Origin of the sequence: Polaribacter sp. Hel1_85 (assembly GCF_000766795.1) — a bacterium.
Lineage (GTDB): Bacteria > Bacteroidota > Bacteroidia > Flavobacteriales > Flavobacteriaceae > Polaribacter.
The window spans coordinates 491,977-514,698 of sequence record NZ_JPDS01000003.1 but is presented as its reverse complement, the minus strand read 5'-3'; the positions used below and the strand labels follow the sequence as shown (position 1 = coordinate 514,698).

Annotated in this window: 23 protein-coding genes and 1 pseudogene; 16 read left to right on the top strand and 8 right to left on the bottom strand. The window is 29.7% G+C overall.

What is annotated here, in order from left to right; translation table 11 throughout:
- The first annotated feature begins 288 nt into the window (after positions 1–288).
- Together PHEL85_RS15865 and PHEL85_RS15860 are read left to right on the top strand one after the other, a co-directional pair.
- A complete protein-coding gene (locus PHEL85_RS15865; protein ID WP_036827423.1) occupies positions 289–687 on the top strand; it encodes a DNA-binding protein in 399 nt (132 codons plus the stop codon).
- Positions 688–827: 140 nt separating this feature from the next.
- Complete coding sequence (locus PHEL85_RS15860; protein ID WP_036827421.1) at positions 828–3,509, top strand: DUF5916 domain-containing protein; 2,682 nt, start codon at positions 828–830, stop codon at positions 3,507–3,509.
- Between the two features lie 51 nt (positions 3,510–3,560).
- Here PHEL85_RS15860 and PHEL85_RS15855 read toward each other — a convergent pair whose 3' ends face one another.
- The 4 genes from PHEL85_RS15855 to PHEL85_RS15840 form a co-directional block, all read right to left on the bottom strand.
- A complete protein-coding gene (locus tag PHEL85_RS15855; RefSeq protein ID WP_036827419.1) occupies positions 3,561–5,993 on the bottom strand; it encodes a DUF4982 domain-containing protein in 2,433 nt (810 codons plus the stop codon).
- A complete protein-coding gene (locus PHEL85_RS15850) occupies positions 5,990–6,943 on the bottom strand; it encodes an MBL fold metallo-hydrolase (protein ID WP_036827416.1) in 954 nt (317 codons plus the stop codon). Before PHEL85_RS15850 ends, PHEL85_RS15855 begins: the two co-directional genes overlap by 4 nt.
- Positions 6,943–7,551, bottom strand: coding sequence for a MarC family protein (locus PHEL85_RS15845; RefSeq protein WP_036827414.1), 609 nt, complete (start codon positions 7,549–7,551; stop codon positions 6,943–6,945). The genes PHEL85_RS15850 and PHEL85_RS15845 overlap by 1 nt, the downstream gene beginning before the upstream one ends.
- A gap of 98 nt (positions 7,552–7,649) precedes the next feature.
- Positions 7,650–8,705: a branched-chain amino acid aminotransferase gene (locus PHEL85_RS15840; RefSeq protein WP_036827412.1), complete on the bottom strand. Its 1,056-nt coding sequence runs from the start codon at positions 8,703–8,705 to the stop codon at positions 7,650–7,652.
- A 119-nt stretch (positions 8,706–8,824) separates the two neighbouring features.
- On the opposite strand from PHEL85_RS15840, the gene PHEL85_RS15835 reads away from it, so the two are divergent.
- The 4 genes from PHEL85_RS15835 to PHEL85_RS18240 are packed head-to-tail and all read left to right on the top strand — an operon-like array spanning position 8,825 to position 10,574.
- Complete coding sequence (locus tag PHEL85_RS15835) at positions 8,825–9,331, top strand: DUF4920 domain-containing protein (protein ID WP_036827410.1); 507 nt, start codon at positions 8,825–8,827, stop codon at positions 9,329–9,331.
- Entirely contained in the window at positions 9,331–9,753 is a 423-nt protein-coding gene (locus PHEL85_RS15830; protein ID WP_036827407.1) for a hypothetical protein, read from the top strand. The genes PHEL85_RS15835 and PHEL85_RS15830 overlap by 1 nt, the downstream gene beginning before the upstream one ends.
- Positions 9,754–9,755: 2 nt before the next feature.
- Positions 9,756–10,421 carry a tRNA (5-methylaminomethyl-2-thiouridine)(34)-methyltransferase MnmD gene (gene mnmD / locus PHEL85_RS15825; RefSeq protein ID WP_036827404.1) on the top strand — a complete coding sequence of 222 codons (666 nt, stop codon included), beginning with the start codon at positions 9,756–9,758 and terminating at the stop codon, positions 10,419–10,421.
- A 21-nt stretch (positions 10,422–10,442) separates the two neighbouring features.
- On the top strand, positions 10,443–10,574 hold the full coding sequence (locus tag PHEL85_RS18240) for a hypothetical protein (protein ID WP_262501568.1): 132 nt from the start codon (positions 10,443–10,445) through the stop codon (positions 10,572–10,574).
- Here the strand turns inward: PHEL85_RS18240 and PHEL85_RS15820 are convergent.
- From PHEL85_RS15820 to PHEL85_RS15810, 3 genes are all read right to left on the bottom strand, one after another.
- Complete coding sequence (locus PHEL85_RS15820) at positions 10,571–11,311, bottom strand: Bax inhibitor-1/YccA family protein (protein WP_036827401.1); 741 nt, start codon at positions 11,309–11,311, stop codon at positions 10,571–10,573. The genes PHEL85_RS18240 and PHEL85_RS15820 overlap by 4 nt on opposite strands.
- 184 nt (positions 11,312–11,495) lie before the next feature.
- Positions 11,496–12,629 carry a glycosyltransferase gene (locus PHEL85_RS15815; RefSeq protein WP_036827398.1) on the bottom strand — a complete coding sequence of 378 codons (1,134 nt, stop codon included), beginning with the start codon at positions 12,627–12,629 and terminating at the stop codon, positions 11,496–11,498.
- The gene (locus tag PHEL85_RS15810) at positions 12,626–13,543 is read right to left on the bottom strand and encodes a flippase-like domain-containing protein (RefSeq protein ID WP_235318298.1); all 918 of its coding nucleotides are present in this window, start codon (positions 13,541–13,543) and stop codon (positions 12,626–12,628) included. Before PHEL85_RS15810 ends, PHEL85_RS15815 begins: the two co-directional genes overlap by 4 nt.
- 106 nt (positions 13,544–13,649) lie before the next feature.
- Here PHEL85_RS15810 and ruvC point away from each other — a divergent pair, with 106 nt between their 5' ends.
- The 5 genes and pseudogenes from ruvC to PHEL85_RS15785 all read left to right on the top strand — a co-directional run bounded on the left by ruvC (position 13,650) and on the right by PHEL85_RS15785 (position 17,539).
- The gene (gene ruvC / locus PHEL85_RS15805; RefSeq protein WP_036827392.1) at positions 13,650–14,204 is read left to right on the top strand and encodes a crossover junction endodeoxyribonuclease RuvC; all 555 of its coding nucleotides are present in this window, start codon (positions 13,650–13,652) and stop codon (positions 14,202–14,204) included.
- 70 nt (positions 14,205–14,274) lie between these two features.
- A pseudogene (locus PHEL85_RS15800) lies at positions 14,275–14,638 on the top strand (four helix bundle protein).
- A gap of 37 nt (positions 14,639–14,675) precedes the next feature.
- On the top strand, positions 14,676–15,803 hold the full coding sequence (hemW, locus tag PHEL85_RS15795) for a radical SAM family heme chaperone HemW (protein WP_036827390.1): 1,128 nt from the start codon (positions 14,676–14,678) through the stop codon (positions 15,801–15,803).
- A 40-nt stretch (positions 15,804–15,843) separates the two neighbouring features.
- The gene (locus tag PHEL85_RS15790; RefSeq protein WP_036827385.1) at positions 15,844–16,593 is read left to right on the top strand and encodes a cyclase family protein; all 750 of its coding nucleotides are present in this window, start codon (positions 15,844–15,846) and stop codon (positions 16,591–16,593) included.
- 4 nt (positions 16,594–16,597) lie between these two features.
- Positions 16,598–17,539 (top strand): alpha/beta fold hydrolase, encoded by a 942-nt coding sequence (locus PHEL85_RS15785; protein WP_052108616.1) that lies wholly within the window; start codon positions 16,598–16,600, stop codon positions 17,537–17,539.
- On the opposite strand, the gene PHEL85_RS15780 is transcribed toward PHEL85_RS15785, so the two are convergent.
- On the bottom strand, positions 17,536–18,597 hold the full coding sequence (locus PHEL85_RS15780) for a CorA family divalent cation transporter (RefSeq protein WP_235318297.1): 1,062 nt from the start codon (positions 18,595–18,597) through the stop codon (positions 17,536–17,538). The two genes, PHEL85_RS15785 and PHEL85_RS15780, sit on opposite strands and share 4 nt — an antisense overlap.
- Before the next feature lie 68 nt (positions 18,598–18,665).
- On the opposite strand from PHEL85_RS15780, the gene PHEL85_RS15775 reads away from it, so the two are divergent.
- The 5 genes from PHEL85_RS15775 to PHEL85_RS15755 all read left to right on the top strand — a co-directional run bounded on the left by PHEL85_RS15775 (position 18,666) and on the right by PHEL85_RS15755 (position 22,463).
- Positions 18,666–19,034: an MmcQ/YjbR family DNA-binding protein gene (locus PHEL85_RS15775; RefSeq protein ID WP_036827382.1), complete on the top strand. Its 369-nt coding sequence runs from the start codon at positions 18,666–18,668 to the stop codon at positions 19,032–19,034.
- A gap of 1 nt (position 19,035) precedes the next feature.
- The gene (locus PHEL85_RS15770; RefSeq protein WP_036827380.1) at positions 19,036–19,584 is read left to right on the top strand and encodes a 5-formyltetrahydrofolate cyclo-ligase; all 549 of its coding nucleotides are present in this window, start codon (positions 19,036–19,038) and stop codon (positions 19,582–19,584) included.
- Positions 19,585–19,771: 187 nt separating this feature from the next.
- Positions 19,772–21,394 carry an adenine deaminase gene (gene ade / locus PHEL85_RS15765; protein WP_036827379.1) on the top strand — a complete coding sequence of 541 codons (1,623 nt, stop codon included), beginning with the start codon at positions 19,772–19,774 and terminating at the stop codon, positions 21,392–21,394.
- Between the two features lie 212 nt (positions 21,395–21,606).
- On the top strand, positions 21,607–21,921 hold the full coding sequence (locus PHEL85_RS15760; protein WP_036827377.1) for a GIY-YIG nuclease family protein: 315 nt from the start codon (positions 21,607–21,609) through the stop codon (positions 21,919–21,921).
- 227 nt (positions 21,922–22,148) lie between these two features.
- Positions 22,149–22,463 (top strand): GIY-YIG nuclease family protein, encoded by a 315-nt coding sequence (locus PHEL85_RS15755; RefSeq protein WP_036827375.1) that lies wholly within the window; start codon positions 22,149–22,151, stop codon positions 22,461–22,463.
- Positions 22,464–22,722: the final 259 nt, after the last annotated feature.

Sequence of the window (22,722 nt, the reverse complement as noted above, 5' to 3'; positions counted from 1 at the left end):
TTACGTATAAATAAATTTTTACTTACTAAATAAAACAATAAGGAGTTACTATTCGACAAAACCACTTCTCCCCACCTTTTTTATCACTCCTGCTTAGAAACTACAACACATCTCAGTAACTAGTTTATAAATACAGTAGTATAGTTACATAAATATTCTAGTATATTTATAAAATTATACTAGAATAAAATTTTAAAAAAAATAGTATTTTTGCAAAAGGTGTGCGTGGTAGTGTTGAGCACAAAAAATTGACGATTAGAAAGATAAAGATACAAAAAAAAAATACACATGGCCATACGTTATAGAATTACCAAAAGGAGCAACAGCATACAAAACAAAGAAGCCCAATATATTATGCAAGCCGTAAATACAGGTACTATAGATTTAGATTTTATTAGCAATGCCATTAGCAATGAGTGTAGTTTGCACGAGGTAGATGTAAAAGCAGTATTAATGGCTTTGGGTATAAAGTTAGAATATTTTTTACAAGAAGGCAATATTGTAGATTTAGGAGACGTAGGTAAGTTTAAAATGGGCTTTCAGTGTAAAGCAGCTACAGACCCAAAAATGTTAACCCCCAAGCGTAGTATAAAAAAATACCATGTTAATTACCAACCCTCTGTAAAGTTAAAGCGCAAACTAAAAGCGGGTATTGCTACCTATAAAGAGGGGAGTAGAAGTGTTTAAATAATGCAAATGGCAATCTTAATAGTTTAACACTAAGTGTTAATAATTAACAAAATATTAAGAAAGTAGAGGGTTATTTTTGTAGTAGGAATCTTGTTTCTATAAAATAGGGTTTTCTTCAATTAATCGACCCAATTTTTATGAAATTACGTTTCTCTATTTTGTTGGTTTGTATGGCTATTTCTTTAAATAGTTATGCCCAAGAATCAACAGATGAACTCATTCCAAAAAGAATTTATACAACCCAAAAATTAAAAAAAGTACCTGTTATTGATGGTGATGTTTCTGATGCTGCTTGGGATGTTGTAGAATGGTCTTCTGATTTTACACAAAAAACACCCGATGAAGGAAAACCACCAACACATCAAACAAAGTTTAAAGTTATGTACGATGCAAAATACTTATATATTGCTATTGTTGCTTTAGATGATAACCCAGAATTGATTCAGCAAAGATTAACAAGAAGAGATGGTTTTGCAGGCGATAGAGTAAATGTAATTATAGACAGTTATCATGATAAAAGAACAGCTTTTGTTTTTACTACCACTGCTGCAGGTGTAAAAGGTGAAGAAATAACCACCCAAAATGGAGATAATTGGGATGATAGTTGGAACCCGATTTGGTATACAGATGCAAAAGTAAATGATAAAGGTTGGACTACAGAAATGAAAATTCCTTTTAGTCAACTAAGATTTGGAAAAGCAAAAGAACAAATTTGGGGATTTAATGTTAATAGAACTATTTTTAGGAAACAAGAACGTTCTTTATGGCAACGAATTCCGAATTCTCAATCTGGTTTTGTGAGTGAAGCTGGAGAATTACATGGATTGATTGATTTAGTTCCTCAAAAACAATTAGAAATTCAGCCTTTTACGGTGTTGCAATTTGATAAATATCCTGCAGAAGCAGGAAACCCTTTTAAAACAGGTAAAGATTTTAAAATAAATGGAGGTTTAGATGCTAAAATCGGCATCACTAACGATTTAACTTTAGATTTAACAATTAATCCAGATTTTGGACAAGTTGAAGCTGATCCAGGTGCCATTGCATTGGATGGTTTTCAAGTTTTTTTTAAAGAACAACGTCCGTTTTTTGTAGAAAATAAAAATATTTTTGATTATAGATTTGCCAACGGTAGAGATAATTTATTTTATAGTAGAAGGATTGGTAGAAACCCCCATAGAAGTGCAGATTTACAAGATGGAGAATATGCTAAAGAGCCTATAAATTCAACAATTTTAGGAGCTGCAAAATTTTCTGGAAAAACAAAGAGTGGTTGGTCTATTGGTATTTTAGAAAGTGTTACTTCTAATGAATATGCAGAAATTAAACAAGTAAATGGCGAAACAAGAGAAGAAATTGTTGAGCCATTAACAAATTACTTTGTTGCGAGAGTGCAAAAAGATTTTAATGAAAGAAATTCTTATTTAGGCGGAATCTTTACAGCAACGAATAGAAATTTAGATGGTGAGTTTTCAGAATTGCACAAAGCAGCTTATACAGGAGGAATCGATTTTAGACATACTTGGCATAATAGAGATTTTTATTTGGAAGGAAATGGAATAATGAGTCATGTGTTAGGAAGCGAAGAAGCGATTGAAAATACACAAACTTCTATGGCTAGATTATTTCAAAGAGTAGATGCAACTCATGTAGAATTAGATCCTACAAGAACCTCACTTACAGGAACGGGAGGAAGAATAGAAATAGGGAAGCAAGGTGGAGGAAATTGGCGTTATAATGCTGGTTTTGTATGGAGGTCTCCAGAGTTAGAGTTAAATGATGTTGGTTTTTTACGTCAGACAGATGAAATGATTCAATTTTCTAATATTCGTTATTTGTGGCAAGTTCCTACAAAAACATATCGAGATATTAGACTTCGATTAGAGCAGTTTTCTACTTTTGATTTTCAAGGAAACCAAAATAGGATGCAATATGAAATTCAGGGAAATGTTAATTGGATAAATAACTGGTGGACAGAACTGGGTTTGGGGCATAAACCATTAATTTATGGAAATGCTTATTTAAGAGGTGGTCCACGTTGGCGTTTTGCAGATGAAAACTTTATCTTCTTATTCTTTGGTTCTGATCGATCAAAAAAAATGAGTTTTACTTTAGGCTATGTCACTAGTAAAGCAGCGGAAAATGCAAATAGTTTTTCACGATATGTTTTTAGAATGAATTATCAACCTTTTGATGCTTTTAGTATGTCTTTAGATACAGAATTTGAAAAGACAACTGATAAAACTCAATATGTTACTACACCAGATTTCGAAAATCAAGAAAGATATATTTTAGGAAATATTGACAATCAAAATTGGTCTACAACTTTACGGTTAAATTATAGTATCAATCCAAATATGTCTATTCAATTTTATGGGCAACCTTATATTGCTAGAGGAAGATATTCTGATTTTAATTATGTAACCAACGCAACAGCAGCAAGTGTAAATGATAGAGTAAGTATGTACAATACTAACCAAATTTCTTATACAGACCAACCCATTGCTCTAGATACTAATAATGATGGAACATTAGATTTTGATTATTCAGACGGAGGTTATTTAATTGATGATCATCAAAATGGAGTTTCTGATTATGCTTTTGAAAACCCAGATTTTTCATACGTACAATTTAGAACGAACTTAGTTGCAAGATGGGAATACATACCTGGTTCTGAGTTGTTTTTTGTTTGGGCTAGAGGAGGAGTTGGTTATGATGATCCTAAAAGATCTTTATCAAGAAGTTTACGAAATCAAATTATAGATCAACCTTTAGAAGATACTTTCTTAATAAAAGCAACGTATAGGTTTGTAAAGTAGCAAAGAAAAATACATGTGATAAATCCTATTTATCACATGTAAATTAAAAATCTATTTTATAGAATTTAAACTAAGTTTTCCTGTTTTTAACCCTTTTCCGGTAACAGACAATTCTATATTTCCTTCTTTTTTTGAGGCTTGGACTATGACCACCAATTTACCACTAAAAAGTTTCATTGTTGGTAGGTGAAACAGCTCTAAAGAAGTGGCATCTCCATTACAAGCAGCTCTATAGCTAGCGTTCCCTTTTACCTTAAATTTAAGTTGATTGGTTGCTGTTGGACATTCAATTCCGTTTTTATCTACTACAGAAACTGTAACAAAAGATAAATCTTTACCATCTGCTTTTATTGTTTTTCTATCTGGACTCAACACTATTTTTGCTGGTTTGCCAGCAGTATGAATTTCTTTTTCAGAAACTGGGTTTCCTTTTTCATCAAAGGCAACAACTTTTAAAGTTCCTGGTTCATACGTTACATTCATCCACATTAAGCGATATCTGTTTTGTGGGCTAGAATTATCTTTCTTTTGGATTCCCATACTTTTTCCATTAACAAATAGTTCTGCACTATTGTAATTAGTATACACAAAAACAGGTGTTTTTTCACCTTCTCTTCCTTTCCAATTCCAATGAGGTAAAATGTGTAAAGTCTCTTCTTTGGTATTCCATCTACTTCTGTACAAATAATACCTGTCTTTTGGCAAACCTGCCAAATCGTTAATTCCGAAATAAGAACTTCTAGACGGCCAGCTTTCATCATAAGGAGTAGGTTCTCCCAAATAATCAAAACCAGTCCAAACAAACTCACCAATAACCCAAGGTTTATCATCTTGTAAAATAAAATCATCTTCAGGTAAATTAGACCAACTACAATATTCTAAATCGTACGAAGAGCTTTGAAAATCATCATATTTTTTCATAGATGCTTTTTCTACAGGAAATTTGTAAATTCCTCTAGAACTAACGGTTGATGCTGTTTCTGAACCTAATAAAAATCCTTGAGGAAATCTTTTAAAAGCTTCATCATATAAGTGTACTCTGTAATTTAAACCAGGAATATCCATAATTGCTCCAAACCCAGAAGCCATAACTGCCTTTACTTGATCCATACCAACTGTAACAGGTCTTGTTGGATCTTCTCTATGAAAAATATCTTGCAACCATTTTGCACGTTTTACACCTTCTTCTCCCCATTGATCTGGTACTTCATTTCCAGAACTCCACATTACAATTGATGGATGATTTCTGGTAGCTCTAACTAAATTAACAATATCTTTTTCTGCATATTCATCAAAAAAACGATTGTAACCATTTTTTACTTTTGGTTTAGCCCATTCGTCAAAACTTTCTGCTAAAAAAAGAAAACCCATTTCATCACAAAGTTGAAGTTGCTCAAAAGAAGGCATATTGTGCGAACTTCTAATTGCGTTTACCCCCATGTCTTTTAAAATTGTTAGCTGTCTTTTTAAAGCTGCCGTATTTATTGCAGTTCCTAAAGGACCTAAATCATGATGTAAACAAACTCCTTTAAATTTTGTTATTTTACCGTTAAGACTAAACCCTTTTTTAGGTTCATATTTTATTTCTCTTATTCCGAAGTTTGTGGTGATTTCGTCTTTTAATTCATTATTTACATAAAGTTTTGAGACCGTTTTATATAAATATGGGTTTTCTGGACTCCATAAAACAGGGTTTTTTACTTTGATGTTTTGGTCGAATTCATTGTTTAAAAGAATGTTAGATTTGAGTTCATTTACCACATTTTCATTAGCATCAAAAATGGTAGTTAATAATACACCAGATTCACCAGAAACTTTTGTTTTTATATTAACTTTAGCCTCATCTTTACTTATAATAGGGGTTGTAATAAAAGTTCCCCATTGATTAATACTTTCTTTTTCTTTTATAATTAGACTTACTTTTCTGTATAAACCTGCTCCAGGATACCAACGTGAAGCATATTCTTTATTGGTTAGTTTTACCGCTAACGTGTTTTTTCCGGCAATTAAATCTTTAGAAATATCAAAGTAAAAGTAACTATAACCATATGCCCATTCTCCAATTTTTTTTCCATTCAAAAATACCTCAGGTTCACTCATGGCACCTTCAAACAATAAAATTATTTTTTTGTTGAGGTCAGATTTAGAAATATCGAACTTATTTCTGTACCAAGCAGTTCCTGTGTGAGGTAAAGAGCCTGTTCTACCTGTTTTTTCAGTAGCTACTTTTTCTCCGTTTTGAGTAATTGCAACGACTTGTTTATCGATTTCTTTATCAAAGGGGCCATAAATTGCCCAATCATGAGGAACTGTTACTTCTTGCCAGTCTTTATCATTAAAAGTTACTTTTTCTGCATTTTTACTTTCCCCTTTTTTAAAAGTCCAGTTTTCTGAAAGTTCTATCGTTTTTCTAGTTTGGCTGATAAGATTAGAAGAAATTAATACGATTAGTAAAAATAGTTGAGGGATTTTTTTAAAGTTCATAATTTATAATTATTACCTTCATTCGCAAAACGAAAACCAAGATTTTCAATCGATTGTCTCTCTATACTATTTTTTTGAAGTGTAGGGTTTGTATGATTAAAATGAATAAAAATTGCTTTGTTTTTAGTTGCTAAAGATTCATTTTTAAAAAGGCTTACAGTTTCTTCTATAAAAGGATGAGGAACTTCTGTCATTGCTCTTTTTACCTCTTTTTGATTTAAAAAAGTAGCATCTACAAAAGCATAGTCTACTTTTTTAACTTCTTCAATTATATTGCGATTCCATTTGTGCCATTTATCAATATCTGGAATAAATAATGCAGATTTTTTAGTTCCTTCAATTTTATAACCAACAGTTTCAGAAAATTCATCTCTATGAGGAACTAAAAAAGGAGTTACTTTTAGTTTGTTGTTTAAAACGATGGTAGCATCGTGTTGTAAGTTTTGCAGCTCTATGTTTTTTAAAGAAACTAATTGACTCCAAGGTCCATTTGTTTCTAAAAAGTTTTTCATTTTTGGCATGGCATAAACGGTGGTGTTTTTTTTACCAAAAGCTTCTCTTCCAAAATACATTAATCCTGTATAATGACCAATATGAGCATGCGTTAAAAAAACACCCTCAATAATGTTTGCTGTTTTAAGATGATTTTGCGCTAATTCTGCTAATTGCGTATGCATGTCTGGAGTCGCATCAAACAACCATTTTTGTTCATTTTCTAGATCAACCAAACCTAAAGAAACCACGCTTTTTTTGTCGTTTTTTCCGCTGTAAAAATTTGCGCAACATTTTTTTTGACACCCAATATGAGGATAGCCTCCATCTTGCGCTGTTCCTAAAATAGTAATGTATTGTTTATGGAGGGCAATCGTTTTTTTTGTTGGTTTATTTGTGCAGGAAATACAACAAATAATTAAGGTAAAGATTGTTAAAAAAGATCGAATTTGTATCATTATTTAAAAAAGTATCCACTAATTCCTGTTAAAATACTCTGTACTGCATAAGAAGCTAAAATAAGTCCCATTATTTTACTAATAACTGTAATACCATAGGTTCCAATTTTTTCTTGAACACTATTAGCAATTAATAATAAAAGCGATGTTAAAGCAACTACAAACAGTACTAATAATGTGGTAATAGTTTGTTCTTTTATCGTGTATAAGTGATTGTCTGTTAGCAGCACTACTGCCATTATAGCCCCAGGAGACGCTATTGAAGGTATTGCAACTGGAAAAATAGTAACATGTCTGTAATCTGTAATTTGGTTTTTTTCTCTAGTAGGTTTTCCATCTCCAAAAATCATAGTAATGGCAAATAGAAATAAAATAACACCTCCAGATATTTGAAAAGCATCTAAAGTAACAGACATTCCTTCCAAAATAAGTTGGCCAATTACAATAAAGAATAACAAAATCAAGAAAGCAACTACAGAAGCTCTAACGGCTACTTTCTTTTTTTCAACTTTAGTAAGTTCTTTTGTAGCTTCTAAATATACGGGTACAGAACCTATAGGATCTAAAACTGCAATTAAAAAGAAAATTTTGGTAAGTATAGCAATCATCGCTATGAAAAATTAATTGTTCTTGTTGTGTAAGTAAATATATAAAAAAAGCATCAAAGAGTTAACTTTGATGCTTTTTTTATAACGTTTTTTTATCTCTAAAGCATCACTCTCCATCCATAAGGATCTTCTGCTTTATTAGTTTGAATATCTGTAATTGCTTTCTTTAAAGTTTCAGCAAAAGGAGTTTCTAATTCTGGTAAATCATAATCTGTACCTTGATAACCAAAACCTGCAATTGGAGAAATAACTGCAGCAGTTCCTGCTCCAAACATTTCTTTTAAACTACCACTTTGTGCGGCAGCAATAACTTCTGAAACTGTAATTTTTCTTACTTCTACATCAATATTCATATCCTCAGCAATTTGAATAACACTTTTACGTGTAATTCCATCTAAAATTCTATCACTAGTAGGACTTGTTATTAACGTATCATTAATTCTGATGAAAATGTTCATCGCACCAGCTTCTTCAATATATTCGTGCGAATTATCATCTGTCCAAATTACTTGATTATAGCCTTTTTCTATAGCTAATTGTGTAGGGTAAAACTGAGCAGCATAATTACCACCAGCTTTTGCAAAACCAACACCACCATTTGCTGCACGAGCGTATTTTTCTTCAATTAAAACTTTTACTTTTCCAGCAAAATAAGCGCCAGAAGGAGCTGTACAAATGATGAATTTATAAGCATCTGCAGGTGAAGCATGAAATCCTATCCCAGAAGCAAACATAAAAGGTCTTATATATAAAGAACTTCCTTCGTTTGTAGGAATCCAATCATTGTCAATTTCTAGTAATTTCTTTAATCCATCCATAAAAATATCTTCAGGGACTTCTGGAATTACCAAACGTTCTGCAGATTTGTTTAAACGTTTACAGTTGTCTAAAGGTCTAAATAACATGGTATTTCCTTCTGCATCTTTGTAGGCTTTCATTCCTTCAAAAATAGATTGCCCATAATGGAAAATTTTTGCAGCTGGATCTAAAGATATTGGTGCATATGGTTTAATAACAGGTGTTTGCCATTCTCCGTTTACAAAATCACATTCTAACATATGGTCAGAATATACGCTACCAAAAGGTAAATTATTAAAATCTACAGAGTCTATCTTCGATTTTTCGATACGTTGAATTTCTATATTAGATTTCATTGTTTGTTAATTGAATTGAAGAGCAAATGTACATAAATTATTAATCGAATAATAGACTTAATAATTGGTTTTCTTGTTTAAATTATTACATTTGTTCAGAAATTGTTAAATTTTATACGATGAAATTAATTATTAGATTTTGTGCAGTTGCACTATTGGTTTTTACTGCTTGTAAAGAAGGCAAAAAAGCTGAGAAAGAAGTAGAACAAATTAAGCAAGAAGTTGTTTATGATTCTTTTGGAGAAAAAATAACTTTGGATAAAGCAATTACTTCAGAAGAATTATTAACAAAGTTTGAAGGGATGAAAGCTGGGGATACACTTCATATAAAATTTGCTTCTACTATAAAAGAAGTTTGCTCTAAAAAAGGGTGTTGGATGAAACTTCCACTAGGTGAAGACAAAGAGACAATGGTGCGCTTTAAAGATTATGGGTTCTTTATGCCTTTAGATTCTAAAGGAAGAGAAGTGGTTTTAAATGGTAAAGCATTTATAAAAGAAACTTCTGTAAAAGAATTACAACATTATGCGGAAGATGCAGGAAAATCGAAAGAGGAAATTGCAAAAATTACAGCGCCTAAAGTAGAATACACTTTTGAAGCAGATGGAGTTTTAATGAAACAATAATGAAAAAAATATGCATAGTTTTTTTATTAACTTCAATTTTCTCTTGTAAAAAAAGTGAAACAAAAGAAGTTGTAATTATTGAAAGTAAAACAGTGAAGCAGTCAGAAATGGCTGCTTTAATGCTTAAAATGTATGATAAAAACCTAGAAAACAAAAAGCTAGTTTTAAAAGGAGAAACACCAAAAGATTTTCCTGATGAGTTTTTAAATATTCATACAGCTCAATTAACAGATCCTTCAAATCGAAATTCCCAGTTTAATGCCTTTTCAGATTTTTATTTATACAGTTTTCAAAAGGTTTTTAATGCACCTAAAGATTCGCTTGTTTTAAAACATAACGATGCAGTTAATAGTTGTATTTCTTGTCATGAAACCACTTGTGTAGGTCCAATTCCAAGAATTAAAAAGTTATTGATTAAGTAAATATGAAAAGAGAAATTTTGATTACTTCAGATGGTTCTACAACCATTAATTTACCAGATTTAAATGAACAATATCATTCTAAAAACGGTTCAATTAATGAGTCTTACCACGTTTTTATTAATAGTGGATTGAGACAGGTTACTTCTGATACCGTTTCTATATTAGAAATAGGTTTTGGTACAGGTTTAAACTGTTTTATAACCTACTTAGAAGCTAAAAAAGAAATTCATTATGTTGGTGTAGAGGCGTATCCTGTTACCCCAGAAGAAGTAGAAAAAATGAACTTTATTTCTATCCTAAATGCAGAAAAAGAGAAAGCTACTTTTGAAAAAATACATGAAGTTTCTTGGGAAGAAAAGCATCAGATTTCTGATAAATTTGCGCTTACAAAAAGAAAACAATTCTTTGAAGATATTGAAGATAAAGAAGCTTTTGATTTAATATATTTTGATGCATTTGGCGCACGTGTTCAACCTCAATTATGGACCGTAGAAATTTTCCGTAAAATGTTTGAATCACTAAAAGAAAACGGAATTTTAGTAACCTATTCAGCAAAAGGAAGTGTTAGAAGAGCAATGCAAGAAGTTGGTTTTACAGTAGAACGCTTACCAGGACCTCCAGGAAAAAGAGAAATGCTAAGAGCTACAAAACTAACCACTCAAAACTAATCACTAAAAACTTACTTTTATATGGAATTCAAAAGAAAATTTGGAAGAAAAAAAGAATCAAAACCTACAAAAGGCATTCTTTTAGTCATTTTATTAGCTGCAGCAATCCTACTTTGGTATAAAGCAGAAGATATTATGAATGCATTATTCTAAAAACGAATTGCTAACTTTTTTAGTAATCGTAAAACTTCTACATACAACCAAATTAAGGTGATTAAAAAACCCCAGGTTGCTAGCCATTCTTTCTCTTTTGGCGCTTTACCAACTTGTCTGTCTATATAGTCGAAATCTAATAATAAACTTAAAGAAGCAATAATTGCAGCAACAACATTAAAGCCAATGGCAATCCAAGAAGTTCCCCAAATAAAAGGCACTTTTATTCCAAAGAAAGACAAAACCCAAGAGATAATATAAATTGTAAAAATAGTTACAGAAGCCGTAATTATAACAGCTTTAAACTGTTTGGTAACTTTTATAATTTTTGTTTGAAATAAAAATAACATCACCAAAAAAGTCAATAGGGTAATTCCAATGGCTTGTATTGGTAAACCTGGAAATCTTTTGTGAGCATACGCACTAATTCCGCCTAAAAAGAACCCTTTTGCCAACGCATAAACAGGCAATAAATATTTGGCAAGATTGTGTTTAAAAGAAATAAATAAACTCACTACAATTGCAACAAACATTCCTATGGTTGTGTACCATTTTATATTGGTTCCATTAAAAAAAAGTTGCCAAGTATAAAGTGCTGTAGTTGCAACCAAACACAACATAATTACCGATTTTAATATAATTCCGCTTAAAGACATTTTTGCAGAACTATTCTTGCTTTTATTCCAAAAATAACTAGCAAATGCAGGGTTAGATGTGCGTAAATTTAATAAACTCATGTATAAAATATTTTTTTAGAAGCTGTTTCCTGCTTTCACTACTCGCTTTTTTTAGTTTTGTTCTCGATACAAATTTGCTGAAAAAGCAAATTTACTCGAACTGACAACTAAAAAAGAGCTCAAACAAACCGTTCAATCAGGGCTAAACTATTTTGCCAACTAATTTCAGTTGCTAAAATAAAAGTTATTTTTTAAAACGTCTTCCTTTCCAATGATATCTAAAAAAAATCGATTTTAAAATAACAGCTAAACTAAAAAATGGATACAAAAGACTCGCAAAAATATACCATTTAAAAAACGAAGATTTATGCCCAAAAAATTTGATTGTTGGCAATAATAAAAACAAATCTATCATCATTTTTACCGCAAAAGGAATAAATAAAAAACTAACAGGTTTAATTGCTAAATAATACACAACAAAGAAGTTTGTGAGTAAAACAATTACACCAATCAATTTTACTTTTAAAGAACTAAAATTACTTGTTTTTGCTGCCCATCTTGTTCTTTGATTTATTAAATCAGTCCAGTTTTTTATAGGAAAAGTAGTAACAATGGCTTCTTTAGATTTTAAATAACCCACACTTTTTTTATCAGCATTTATAAATTTTTCAAACAGAAAAATATCATCTCCACTAGCAATATTATTGTTTCCTTCAAAACCATTTAGTTTTAAGAATTCGTCTTTTTTATACCCAAAGTTTGCACCATTACATAAAAAAGGAAACTGAATTCCAAAACCACCAATTGTAGTTCCTTGCATACTCATAAAATCTAGTAATTGAAATTGCTCTAAAAAATTGTTTTCAACTTTATAGTTTACAGGTGCAACTACCATTTTAGGTTTTCTTTGCTGAATAAAAGAATCTAAACTGTTTAACCAATTTACAGGAACAATACAATCTGCATCAGTAGTAAGAATCCAATTATTTTTAGCTTTAGAAATTGCAGTTGTAATGGCATCTTTCTTTGGGGAATTTGATATTCTTTTATTTTTTATAACAAAAATGTCTCCTCGAGCGCAGTCAAGAGGTTTTAACTGACTAGAAACATAATTATCAATGATTTCAACAGAATCATCAGAAGAATCATCATCAACCAAAATAAATTCTACGAGTTCCTTAGAATAATTAATTTTAGAAATCGATTCTAATAAAGCAGGTAAGTTTTTTGCCTCATTCCGAAAAGGAATTACCACAGAAAAAGAAGTTACTTCTTTATTGCTTTTACTTCTAAATTCTTCAACTTTATAAAACCCAATAGTTAAAGCAATAATTAGAATTGCATATAAAATGAATGTAAAAATTAGGAACCAAATCATTTTGTAAAATTAGGTTTAAAAGTCAAAACAAAATAGCTGCCAATAATTGCAGGTAAAACAAAATTTAAAATCCACATGAATGTTGTTATCGATAAAATTGTTAGCGGTTGCATATTAAAATAAGAAAACACCCAAATAGCAACACTTCCTTTTAAAACAACATCAAACAAAGATAACATTGGCACAATAGACGCAATTAAATAGATAGAAGTAATTGCAGAAATTGCATCAATATAAGAAATGTCAATGTTAAAAATTAATAGTAAAAAATAAAATTGATGAGAGAAAAGGACAAACCTTAAAAAAGAAAAAAAGCAAATTCTGATATTTAAATTCAATGGTATCTTTTTGATAAAACCTCTTGCTTTTTCTGCAGAATATCCTCTATAATTAAAATGTTTTGCACCAAAAAAGAAAGCAGAAATTACAACCACACCTAACAATAAAAACCTAAAAATTCGATGAAAATCAATTTCTACTTGGTGTTGGTAAACAAAATAACTAAAACCAATAATCCCCAAAATTAGAGTCATTAGCATTTGATAAAAATTACCAACTAAGTTTACTCCTAAAATTTGTTTTCTATGTTTTTTTTCAAAATACAAGGCTTTTGCACCATATTCTCCAATTCTATTAGGTGTAATTAAAGAAGTTGTTAAAGATGCTAAACTTTGAATTGCGGCATTCGAAAAAGAAATTTTTTTAATAAAATTAACAAGCGATTTCCATTTTAGAATTTCAAAAAACCAGTTAAAAAGACTGAAAATTAGCAAAAAAGCAATGTTTTTTGGAGAAAAGACTTTGTTTTTAATCAAATTTTGATAAAAAACAGTAAAGTTTAATTGTTCGTTTTCTGTCAGTTTTGTATAAATAAAATATCCACAACCAATTACAATCGATAGTTTTATTATCAACCAAAAGAATTGTTTAGTTTTGTAATTAAGCGAATTATACATTGTTTGCAAAGTAATAAATAATCATCAGTATGTTTGATGATAAATACAAAAACAACTGACTATTTTGGCAATAGAAAAAATCATTTTAGGAATTGACCCCGGAACAACAATTATGGGTTTTGGAATCATAAAAGTTGTCGGTAAAAAAATGGAATTCATTCAAATGAATGAATTAATGTTGAAGAAATATGATGATCATTACCTAAAATTGAAACTCATTTTTGAGCGTACAATTGAGTTGATTGACACCTATAATCCTGATGAGATTGCTATTGAAGCACCTTTTTTTGGTAAGAATGTACAATCTATGTTAAAGTTGGGTAGAGCACAAGGTGTTGCTATGGCTGCAGGTTTATCTCGCGAAATTCCGATTACGGAATATTTGCCCAAAAAGATAAAAATGGCAATTACTGGAAATGGAAATGCAAGTAAAGAGCAAGTAGCTATGATGTTGAAATCGCTTTTAAATTTAAAAACTTTACCTAAAAACTTAGATGCTACAGATGGTTTAGCTGCAGCAGTTTGTCATTTTTACAATTCAGGAAAAGTAGTTGGAGGAAAAAATTATACGGGTTGGGCAAGTTTTGTGAAGCAAAATGAAAAGAGAGTTAAAAAGTAGTTTTTTTAAGAAATGAAATTTAGTTTTCAGTAGCAGTAGCAGTAGCAGTATCCAGTAAATATAAATAATTATGAGTTTTACAGATTTATTAGCATTTAAAAAATCATTTTCTTTGTCAATGAAGATATTTGAAATCTCAAAATCTTTTCCAAAAGAAGAAAAATATTCTCTAACAGATCAAATAAGAAGATCTTCTAGAAGTGTATCTGCAAATATTTCTGAAGCGTATAGAAAAAGACAATATCCAAAACATTTTGCAAGTAAATTAAGTGATTCTGATGCTGAAAACTCTGAAACGTTAACATGGTTAATGTTTGCCTTAAAATGTAATTATATAGATAAAAATTTATTTGATACTTTATCCGAAGAAAAATTTAGAAGTTGGAAAATTAATAAATTATATGATTCATAACCCAAGCAAGTTTGGAGTTTAATAACTGCCAACTGAAACTGTAAACTGAATACTATATCATGGCAGGAATCTACATTCACATCCCGTTTTGTAAACAAGCATGTTTTTATTGCGATTTTCATTTTTCAACTTCCTTAAAAAAGAAGTCAGCTATGATTTCATCACTTGTAAAAGAGATAGAAATTAGAAAAGATGAGTTGCAAAATGAAATTATTGAAACCATTTATTTTGGTGGTGGAACTCCAAGTGTTTTATCAGTTGATGAAATTCAGTTATTAATAGATACTGTTTATAAAAATCATAGTGTAATTAATGATCCAGAAATTACTTTAGAGGCAAATCCTGATGATTTATCAGAAGAAAAAATTATAGAACTTTCAAAATCGCCCATAAACAGATTGAGTATTGGTGTACAATCGTTTTTTGAGAAAGATTTAAAATTGATGAATCGTGCTCACAATTCTGAAGAAGCAAAAAAATGTTTACAAATTGCTACGCAATATTTTAAGAATATCACTGTAGATTTAATTTATGGAATTCCAGATTGTACCAATGAAGAATGGAAAGAGAATATACAAACTGCATTGAGTTTTGGTGTGCCTCATATTTCTAGTTATGCTTTAACAGTAGAAGAAAAAACAGCTTTAGATACGCTCATTAAAAAAGGAAAAATTAAAAATGTTGATGATGAAAAAGCAGAAGAGCAATTTCATATTTTAGTTAAAGAATTAACGGAAGTAAATTTTGTACATTACGAACTTTCTAACTTTGGTAAAGAAGGATTTTTTAGTAAAAACAATTCGTCTTATTGGTTAGGTAAATCCTATTTAGGAATTGGACCGTCTGCACATTCTTTTAACGGAAAACAACGTAGTTGGAACATCAGTAATAATACAAAATATATAAAATCAATTCAAGAAAATTCGCTTCCAATAGAAAGAGAAACTTTAACAAAAAAAGATGGTTATAATGAATATATTATGACAGGTTTAAGAACAATTTGGGGAGTTTCTTTCGATAAAATTGAGCGTGATTTTGGTGAAAAATATAAAAATTATTTAGAAAATCAATCTCAGAAATATATTCAGCAAGATTTGTTGTATCTTGAAAACGGAATATTAAAAACCACCTCAAAAGGGAAGTTTTTATCAGATGGAATTTCATCAGATTTATTCATGATAAATTAGTTTTATCATATTAATTAAACAGAAATATAGTTTAGCGTAAATGAAAGCAGTAGTAGAATATAATTCAAGAAAAATAACAGTAGATATATCACATCCAATAGATATTTCTATCCCAATAGATATTTCTAAAAAAAATGTAAATGCGTGGTATACAGAAGGACCAAAAATTTCTGCAGAAACTCAAGAAGGATATGAAATAAGTGTTGCAAATGGAGCTGTTGTTAATTTTAACAATATTACTTTTAATCCGCATTCGCATATAACACATACAGAATGTGTTGGTCATATAACCAAAGATGTTCATTCTGTAAACAAGAATTTAAAGTATTTTATTTTTTTAGCAGAAGTAGTTACCATTGCTCCTTTGTTTCATAATGGAGATTTTTTAATTGGTGTAAAACAATTAAAAACAGCCTTAGGAAATAAAAAACGAGATGCAGTTGTAATTCGTACATTACCCAATTTAGCAGAAAAAAAGAGTTTGGATTATTCAAATACAAACCCAACCTATCTTTCTGAAAAAGCAGCTATTTATTTAAGAGAAAAAGGTATTAAACATTTGTTGATAGATTTACCTTCTGTAGATAAAGAAAAAGATGGAGGGAGACTTTTATCTCATAATGCATTTTGGAATACAGATGGTGATGTAAGAATGGATGCAACAATTACAGAGTTTATATACGTGCCAAATGAAGTAGAAGATGGTGAGTATTTATTAAACTTAATGATCGCTCCGTTTGAAAATGATGCAACGCCAAGTAAACCAGTTTTATATAAGATTTTAAAGTAGTTTTATGAAGAAAATCTTTACGATAAAAAGATTTTTCTACGGAATAATAATCATTCTTTTGGTTATGATTTACAGTAATTCTTATGCAGATATTTCTGTCGAAGAATTAAAAAAAGAATATGCCAATGAACATTCTAAATTTATAGAAATAGATGGAATGCAGGTGCATTACAGAGATGAAGGAAAAGGCTTTCCTGTTGTTTTAATTCATGGAACAGCATCTTCTTTACACACTTGGAATGACTGGACAAAAGAACTCACAAAAGACTTTAGAGTAATTAGAATGGATTTACCTGCTTTTGGAATTACCGGCCCCAATAAAGATGCAGATTATTCTATAGAGAGTTACACTCGTTTTATGCGTCAGTTTTTATTAAAAATGAAGCTTGATAAATTTTATTTAATTGGAAATTCTTTAGGAGGAAATATTGCTTGGAATTATACTGCTGAATATCCTGAAGAAATAAAAAAATTAATTTTAGTTGATGCAAGTGGATTGCCAACGAACAGACCACAACCCGCAATTTTTAAGATGGCAAAAACGCCTATTTTAAACTCACTTTTTTTATATGTAACTCCAAAATTTATAATCAAAAAAAATGTGAAAGAAGTATATGCAGATGATACAAAAATTTCGGATAAATTAGTTACACGCTTTCATAAAATGGCTTTAAGAGTTGGTAATAGAAAAGCGTTTATAGATAGAGCAAAAATGGACTTTAAACTAGGAGCAAAAGCAAATTTAGAGAAACTAAAAAGCGTAAAAACACCAACATTATTAATTTGGGGAGCAAAAGACAACTGGATTCCTTTAGATAACGGAAAACGAATGAACGCTGTTTTACCCAATTCTAAATTAGTTATTTTAGAAAATTCTGGTCATGTTCCTATGGAAGAAAATCCAGAAGAGAGTTTACAGGTTTTAATGAGTTTTTTGAATGATTAAAACCATTTTTTTCGTTTAAAATACCAAACAGAAATAATAGTAATAATTATCATAACTCCTAACAGAATAAAATAACCATACTCAAATTTTAATTCAGGAATATTTTCGAAATTCATTCCGTAAATTCCAGCTAAAAAAGTCAAGGGAATAAAAACTACAGACAAAATAGTTAAGGTTTTCATCACTTCATTTAGTCTGTGACCTTGTATGCTAAAAATCAAATTTATCTTACTTTCTAGCTCTTGTAATTCAAAATCAATATTAGAAACTAAGTTACTCGTTTGTTCTTTTAATTCGCTAAAATACTTTACATCAAAACCTTCAACTTCCATTTTCTCTAACTTAATAATGGTATCTCTTAAGCTTAATGTTGCTTTTTTAAAATTGAATAGTTCCTGCTTTCTTTTTTCTACAAGTGATGTGAATTCTGGAGTAGGTTTTATGTGTGTAGAATTTAGCTTGTGAGCACTTAATTCTGCATTTTCTTGATAGGTATCTTGGTAATTATCAATAATAGATTCTAATAATAAAAATAACAAATAATCTGCTTTTTTCTTTCTTACAATTCCTTTATTTCCTTCTAATCGCTCACGAATCCACCCAAAATAATCACCAGATCTTTCTTGTATAGACCATAAAAAATCTTTAGAAGCAATAAAGATCATCTGTTCAGAATCTAACTTGTTATTTTCAGTTAATAATACACGAGTTGTTATAAATAATAAATCATCTAATAAAATTACTTTATTAGAATGTTCTTCTTCACTTAAAAGTTTTATTAAAAAATCATCTAATTTATTCTGATAAATTATTTTTTTAAAGTCATCATAAAAATTTATACCATAGGTGTTTAACCATTCAATAGTATCAGTGCCTTGTGATAAAGTTATCTGAGAAACATCAGAGAAATCAGTCTTTTCATAATTATTTGCAGAATAACTAATTATGTTTGTATTATCTAAAAACTCATTTTCCATCATAAAAAATAATTGTAAATTTGATAGATAAAGATACTTTTTTTTATAATATGAAGCATTTTTATTAATTGTAATCTGCAAGATGGATTTTTTGTTATTTTCTATAATTTGTAAGATAATTTTTTAATCAACTTTACTAAAAACTAAAAATGCACATAGAACAACTTAGAGATTTTTGTATTGCAAAAAAAGGTGTAACAGAGCATTTTCCTTTTGATGATGTAACACTTGTTTTTAAAGTGATGAATAAAATGTTTTTACTTACAGGTTTAAACAATTGGGAAAAAGGTGAGCAGAAGATGAATTTAAAATGCGATCCAGAATGGTCTGAAGAATTACGTGGAGAATATGAAGGTGTAAATCCTGGTTGGCATATGAACAAACGACTTTGGAACACAGTTACATTAAATTCTAGTGATGTTTCAGATGATTTAGCAAGAGAACTCATTAATCATTCTTACGATTTAGTAGTAAAAGGATTGACCAAAAAACTACAAAAAGAATTAGAAGAACTGTAAAATGAAAAAGCAAGAACTTCGAAAAATATACAAACAAAAACGACGAGATTTATCAACTATTGAAGTTGAAAAATTACAAGAAAATATCTATCAGCAAGTTTTTGAATTCGACTTTTCTTCAATAAAAATAGTTCATATTTTTCTAACCATAGAAAGATTGTTAGAACTAAATACAAATCCAATTATCGATTTTTTATTATTAAAAAATAAAGCGATTGTTGTTAGTGTAAGCGATTTTTCTACAAATACATTAACTCATTTTTTGTTTGATAGAAAAACTAAGCTGAAAGTAAGTTCTTTCGGAATTCCAGAACCTTCAAACGGAATAGAGATTGACGCAAAAAAAATAGATTTAGTATTTGTTCCGTTATTAATTTCTGATGAAAAAAAGTACAGAGTTGGTTATGGAAAAGGTTTTTACGATCGATTTTTAGCGGAATGTAGAAAAGATGTAAAAACAATTGGATTAAACTTCTTTCAACCAATTGATGTTATTGAAGATATTAACCAATTTGATATTCCTTTACATCAAGTAATCTATCCTAAATAAACTTTAATTCGCTTGTTTTTCTTTGTAAATTTGTTTTAGAAATACTTCAATAAAATTTTGTAAAAATGCAAAATTTCTTGACCTGATATGGATTTCTGAAAAAAGAATTCAGCATGTCAGTTCGAGTGATTTTTCTGACAAAGGAAGAAAAATTGTATCGAGAATATTTTAATAAAACCGTAGAAAAATGATTGTACAAGGAAATATAGTTGATATACAAAATAAAAGAATTTTTAAAGGAGAAATTGAAGTTATAAACGGAAAAATTTCTTCGATAAAAGAAGAAAATCACAATCAAGAAAATTACATTTTACCAGGTTTTATAGATGCACATATTCACATAGAAAGTTCTATGTTGGTTCCGTCAGAATTTGCAAAAATTGCTCTAAAACATGGTACAGTTGCAACAGTTTCTGATCCGCATGAAATTGCCAATGTTTTAGGTGTAAAAGGAGTAGAATTTATGATTGAAAACGGAAAGAAAGTTCCGTTAAAATTCAATTTTGGCGCTCCAAGTTGTGTGCCTGCAACTTCTTTTGAAAGCGCTGGCGCAATTATAGATGCTGATGATATTAAGTTGATGATGGAAAATCCTGACATTAAATATCTAGCAGAAATGATGAATTATCCAGGTGTTTTGTTTGATGATGCTGAGGTTTTAGCCAAAATTCAACATGCAAAAAATAACAATAAACCTATTGATGGTCATGCTCCAGGATTAAGAGGAGATGATGTTACCAAATATATTTCTGCAGGAATTTCTACAGATCATGAGTGTTTTTCTTATGATGAAGCTTTAGAAAAATTGCAAAAAGGAATGAAAGTAATTATTAGAGAAGGTTCTGCAGCTAAAAACTTTGAAGCTTTAATCAATTTATTACCAGAATATTTCGAAAATATGATGTTTTGTTCAGATGATAAACATCCAGATGATTTGTTGTTGGGGCATATAAATCAAGTTTGTGGAAGAGCAGTTGCTAAAGGAATTGATGTGTTTAAAGTTTTACAAGCAGCTTGTGTAAATCCCGTAAAACATTATGGTTTAGATGTTGGTTTATTACAAAAAGGAGATTTTGCAGATTTTGTTTTAGTTGATAGTTTAGAGAAATTCAATGTTTTAGAAACCTATATTAATGGAGAGTTAGTTGCTAAAAACGGAGAAAGTTTTGTGAAATCTGTAGATTTTGAAGTGTTGAATAATTTTGACACTGATAAAAAGAAAGTAGTAGATTTTAGATTTGATTCTAACGTTGAAAAAATTAGAGTTATTGAAGCTTTAGATGGTGAGTTAGTTACTAATCAAATTGAAGCAAATTCTTTAATTGTTGATGGGAATTTAGTTTCAAATACAGAAACTGATGTTTTAAAAATGACAGTTGTAAATCGTTATAAAAATGATGAGCCAGCAATAGCTTTTATTAAAAACTTCGGAATTAAAGAAGGTGCCATTGCAAGTTCTGTTGGTCATGATTCTCATAACATTATTGCAGTTGGAGTTTCTGATGAAGCTATTTGTAAAGCTGTAAATTTAATTATAGAAAATAGAGGTGGAGTTTGTGCTGTAAATGCAACAGAAGAAAAAATAGTTTCTTTACCAGTTGCAGGAATTATGTCTGATAAATCAGCAGAAGAAATAGGGAAAGCCTATGCAGAATTAGATAAAATGGCCAAAGAAATGGGGAGCAAATTACGAGCACCTTATATGAGTTTGTCTTTTATGGCGTTATTGGTAATTCCGTCTTTAAAATTGTCTGACAAAGGTTTATTTGATGGAACTTCTTTTCAATTTACTTCTTTAGAAATTGAATAAAGTAGAACTTTTGTCATTCCCGAGAAATAGAAAATCTAAAATTGAAGTCTGTTAAGAATAATATTTTAGTTTTTTAAAAAGAAACAGTCTAGATTCCCTTTTTCAAGGGAATGACAAATTAAAAGTAATTTGTTTTAAATTTACTCCTTTAGAAATAAAGTAAAAATTTTGTCATTCCCGAGAAATCGGGAATCCATACTTCAAAATTAAATATGAAAACCACTCATCAATATTACGTTTATCTTTTAGCTAGTAAAATAAGAGGTACTTTGTATATTGGTGTAACAAATGATTTACAAAGAAGAGTTTATGAGCATAAAATGGGAATTAAAAAAGGTTTCACTTTTAAATATGGGGTAAACCGATTAGTTTATTTTGAAACATTTCAAAATATTGAAGAAGCAATTGATAGAGAGAAAAAGTTAAAAAAATGGAATAGAAGTTGGAAAATTGAATTGTTTGAGAAAGAAAATCCAAGTTGGCAAGATTTGGCTAAAGATTGGTACGATGATCTTTTAATGGATTAGTTTTTATTGTTATTGATACATTTGTTATGGATTCCCGAGAAATAGGAAATCTAATATTGAAGTCTGTTAAGAATAATATTTTAGTTTTTTAAAAAGAAACAGTCTGGATTCCCTTTTTCAAGGGAATGACAAGTTAAAAGTAATTTGTTTTAAATTTACTCCTTTAGAAATAAAGTAAAAATTTTGTCATTCCCGAGAAATCGGGAATCCATACTTCAAAATTAAATATGAAATCCATTCATCAATATTACGTTTATCTTTTAGCTAGTAAAATAAGAGGTACTTTGTATATTGGTGTAACAAATGATTTACAAAGAAGAGTTTATGAGCATAAAATGGGAATTAAAAAAGGTTTCACTTTTAAATATGGGGTAAACCGATTAGTCTATTTTGAAACATTTCAAAATATTGAAGAAGCAATTGATAGAGAGAAAAAGTTGAAAAAATGGAATAGAAGTTGGAAAATTGAATTGTTTGAGAAAGAAAATCCAGGTTGGCAAGATTTAGCGAATGATTGGTACGATGATCTTTTAATGGATTAGTTTTTAACTTTTTTGATGTATTTGTTATGGATTCCCGATTTCTCGGGAATGACAAACCGATGAGCTTCTTTTAAATTTACTTCTTTAGAAATAGAGTAGTTTTTGAGTTTCAAAGTATCAAAGTATCAAAGTATCAAAGTTGCAAAGTGAAAGGTTTATAAGTTTGAGTGTCATTTCGACTTTATGGAGAAATCTCATTTATGAGATTTCTCAACTTCACTTCGTTTCGTTCGAAATGACAAATAGTTTGTTATTAAAG